Genomic DNA, 3,540 nt, shown 5'->3' with positions numbered 1-3,540 from the left:
TCCGGGTGAGGTCTTTGATCCAGATCATCGCGGCGCGGAGGTGGAGGCCGGCGAGGTAGCTCGCAGGGGTTTTGTCGTAGCGGGTGGCGATGCCTCGCCAGGCCTTCAGCTTGTTGATCAGGCGCTCGACGGTGTTGCGCTCCTTGTACAGGCCGGCGTCGTGGCTGACGGGCCGGCCGCCCTTGCTGCCCTTCTTCTTCCGGTTGGCGGCCTGGTCCCTCTTTTCCGGGATGACCACCTTGATGCGACGTCCGCGAAGGTAGGCGCGGTTGCCGCGGGAGGAGTAGGCCTTGTCGCCGGCGACCGCGCCGGGCCGGGTGCGGGGACGGCCGACGGGTACCCGGACGCGTACTTTCTTCAGCACGGGGATGAACTGCGGGCTGTCGGCGGCCTGCCCCGCGGTCACGACGAACGCCAAGGGGCGGCACCTGCGGTCGGCGGCGAGGTGAATCTTGCTGGTCTGCCCACCCCTGGAGCGTCCGAGCAGGGCAGCTTTCAACCGGAGCCTGCGCCGCCGCCGGATGTGCCGCCGTTGTTCTGCTTCGGCGTCGTTTCGGGCGTCCTGCTCCTGTTGTCCTTCCCGGTCGCCCCCTTTTGCCGGGCCCGCTCCTGTTCGGCAGCCTTCTCCAGGGCGGCCAGCACGTCCGGGTCAAGGTGCATCCCGGCGGCGTCGTGGTGCGCCCGAGCGGTGGTGGAGTCCACACTGACCAGGGATAAGTCCACCTCGCCGCGTTTGGCGGCTTCCGCGATCGCCCCTTCCAGCAGGGCTTCGAAGACGCCGGCATCCCTCCACTGCCGGAAGCGGTTGTGAACGGTCTGCCAGGCGCCGAACTCCTGCGGGATCTCCCGCCACTGCCCACCCGTCCTGAACCGCCAGATCACCCCCTCGAACTGCTGCCGCAGCCGCTCAGGGTACGGGCCGAACCTGCCGATCGGGAGATATGGCTTGATGAACTCCCACTCCTCATCCGTCAGTTGAGCACGCGTCACACACGCCGATCTAACGGATCAGGCCACGACAAACAGGCGAATCCGAAAGATTGATCACAACTTCCGGCAGTGTGACCGGCGGGGCCTGCACCGGCCTTGATCGGGTGCCTACCAGGGATCACAACTTCGTGCTGTCAGTTGCAAACTCGTGGTGCCACGCAGCCGTCCTCTCACCGGTCAATGTCCCCCAATCACGGGAGAGCTGATGCTCCGTCGTGTCCTCGTTGCGGGTGCGCTCGTCGCCTCCGCCCTCGTCGCTCCCGCTACGCTCGAGGCCCCGGCCGGTGCCACAGCCACCCATTCGGCCAGCGCTGCGGCGAGCTGCTACAAGCGGGTCGGCAACCACTGGAACTGCATCACCCCCGGCGCATACTGCCCGGCGGCCGCGCACGGGAAGTACGGGTACGCGAAGGTCACGGGCAAGCGGTACCGCTGCTCGTATTACACGAGCAACCGGCGGTGGCACTGGAAGCGGGCGTAGAGCACGACGAGGGGGGTGCGCCGGGGCGCGTCGGCGCGCGTCGAGGATGTTGGGACGCCCGGCAGGCGGCGCACTCCCGTTACCGCTCTCATGAGCTCAGCTGGTGTGGGGCGGCGAGCTGGCCTGGGTGGGACCTGGTGCCGCCTCAGACGGACACCGGGTCGGCTCGCCGGCCTCCCTGAACATGTGCGTTGAGCTACTCGGCTCCTCAGGGTCGGGTAAGCCCTCCGCGTCGGAGTTCCCACGCTGGCTCATTCCTGCCCTGCCCTACCGGGACTCCCTCGGCGGCATCCCGCTGGGATCAGGCGAGGGCATCGCCGAACCCGTACATGGGCGAGAAGACCCTCGAGACCGGCGAAACCCACTGCTACGGCCTCAATTAGGGTGCCTCGGAGGTAGTCGAGGCCGATCTGGTCGTCGATGCCACCGGCCGAGGCTTGCGGACGCCCCCGTGGCTGCAGGAGCTCGGCTACCGCAAGCCGGAGAAGGACCGGGTGAAGGTCGGCCTGGCTCACACCACCCACACTTCAGGCTGCGGTCCGACCTCTATGAGGGCGACCTGTCGATCAACTCGCTGGCTCTGCCCGCCAACGCGCGCGGCGCGTTCTTCCCAAAGCTGCCCGGCGACGTGAGCCAGCTGACGCTCACCGGCATGCTCGGCGACCTCCAACCAACCTGGAGGGCTTCCTCGCCTTCGCCAGGTCGCTGACGGTGCCGGAGATCTATGAGGCTCTGGCGACGCCGAGCCGCTCGACGACGGGGCCTTCGCCGATCGTCACCGACGCCGCCGGAGAAGGACCGCCACCAGCTCACCAGCTACCTCCGCTCCATGTGCTCCCAGGCGGCGCTGCAGGGCAGTGATCCGGACGTGGGCATCGCCATGGCGCTCCCGCTCGACCTGGCCGTAGCCGACACGGCGCCGTCCTTCGGGCACGTCGGAACCAAACTGCCGGTCGCCGAGCGGGCGCGCGGCGCAACGACGACCATGGCTTAAGGGTCATTGCGACAGATGCGCTTCTGGTTGTAAGACGGGTTGCGCGTTCTTGTTCACCCGGACAGACGAGACGGGAAAACGACGATGACTGTTATCGGAACCTGGAACGTCGAGAATCTGTTCAAATTCACGCTGGGGAGCAAGTTCGGTCCGACCAGCCAGGCGGCGTACGACGCCAAGATCGAGGGCCTAGCCGCGACCATCACCAGGGCAGGCGTCGACGTCCTGGCCGTGGAGGAGGTCGGCGACCCCGACGCGCTCGCCGAGCTGGCGGCCCGTTTGGGCGATGGGTGGCAGCACGTCACCTCCGGGATCTTCGATCCCGGGCACCCCATCCGGGTCGGGTTGTTGTCCCGACTTTCGGTCGAGGTTGTCGCTGACCGAGCGACCTTCCCCCAGCAGCTGTCTGCGATTCAAGCCGGCGATGACGGCGCGACGGCCCACCAGATGGGCCGGGGCGCCCTGGCCGTCCGCGTCACCGAACCCGACGGCCGGACCATCAACGTTATCGTCGCGCACCTGAAGAGCAAGCTGCTGTCGTTCCCGACAGGGCCCAATGGGCGGCCCCGCTTCCAGCCCCGGGACGAGGGCGAACGGGCCCGGGTAGCTGCCTACGCCCTGTACCGGCGGACCGCTGAGGCCGTCACCGTACGTGCCTTGGCCGACGAACTGCTCGCTGGTCAGGGAGAGGCGCGCCAGGTCATGGTGATGGGCGACTTCAACGACGAGCCGGAGGCCGCTACCACCCAGATCCTGCTGGGCCCGCCCGGCTCCGAATTGGGCACCAGGGGCGCCGACCAGCCCGACCGGGGCGACAAGGCCCGGCTATGGAACCTCGCCCCTCGTATCCCCGCTGCCGAGCGGTTCTCCCGGGTCTTTCACGGTCGTGGCGAACTCATCGACCACCTGCTGGTTTCGCACGTCCTCGTCGCCCGCGCCGTCGAGGTCCATACGATGCGTCCGGAGGACGGGGCCAGCCCGCACGACGGGCTGCCCTCGATGACCGAAGACCCCACCAGCCGTCGCGACGCGCCGGCCTCCGACCACGCCATGCTCTTCACCCGGCTCAGCCCCT

At 68.3% G+C, this 3,540-nt stretch carries 3 protein-coding genes and 1 pseudogene; 3 read left to right on the top strand and 1 reads right to left on the bottom strand.

Translation table 11 applies throughout. From position 1 onward, the window contains the following. Positions 1-990 (bottom strand): annotated as a pseudogene (locus tag HCK04_RS40020) (IS5 family transposase); the annotation flags it as partial. Between the two features lie 205 nt (positions 991-1,195). Here HCK04_RS40020 and HCK04_RS40015 point away from each other — a divergent pair. From HCK04_RS40015 to HCK04_RS40005, 3 genes are all read left to right on the top strand, one after another. Beyond that, positions 1,196-1,471, top strand: a complete 276-nt coding sequence (locus HCK04_RS40015) for a hypothetical protein (protein ID WP_142652731.1) — start codon at positions 1,196-1,198, stop codon at positions 1,469-1,471. Between the two features lie 829 nt (positions 1,472-2,300). Next, the gene (locus HCK04_RS40010) at positions 2,301-2,465 is read left to right on the top strand and encodes a hypothetical protein (protein ID WP_168066675.1); all 165 of its coding nucleotides are present in this window, start codon (positions 2,301-2,303) and stop codon (positions 2,463-2,465) included. Positions 2,466-2,549: 84 nt separating this feature from the next. After that, positions 2,550-3,540: endonuclease/exonuclease/phosphatase family protein (locus tag HCK04_RS40005; protein WP_142652730.1), on the top strand; the 991-nt coding region annotated here is incomplete at its 3' end.

The sequence above is a fragment of the Microbispora sp. CL1-1 genome, from assembly GCF_012034195.1.
In the GTDB taxonomy this organism is placed as follows: Bacteria; Actinomycetota; Actinomycetes; order Streptosporangiales; family Streptosporangiaceae; genus Microbispora.
The sequence above is the reverse complement of the archived record's forward strand: the minus strand, read 5'-3'. Positions and strand labels throughout refer to the sequence as shown.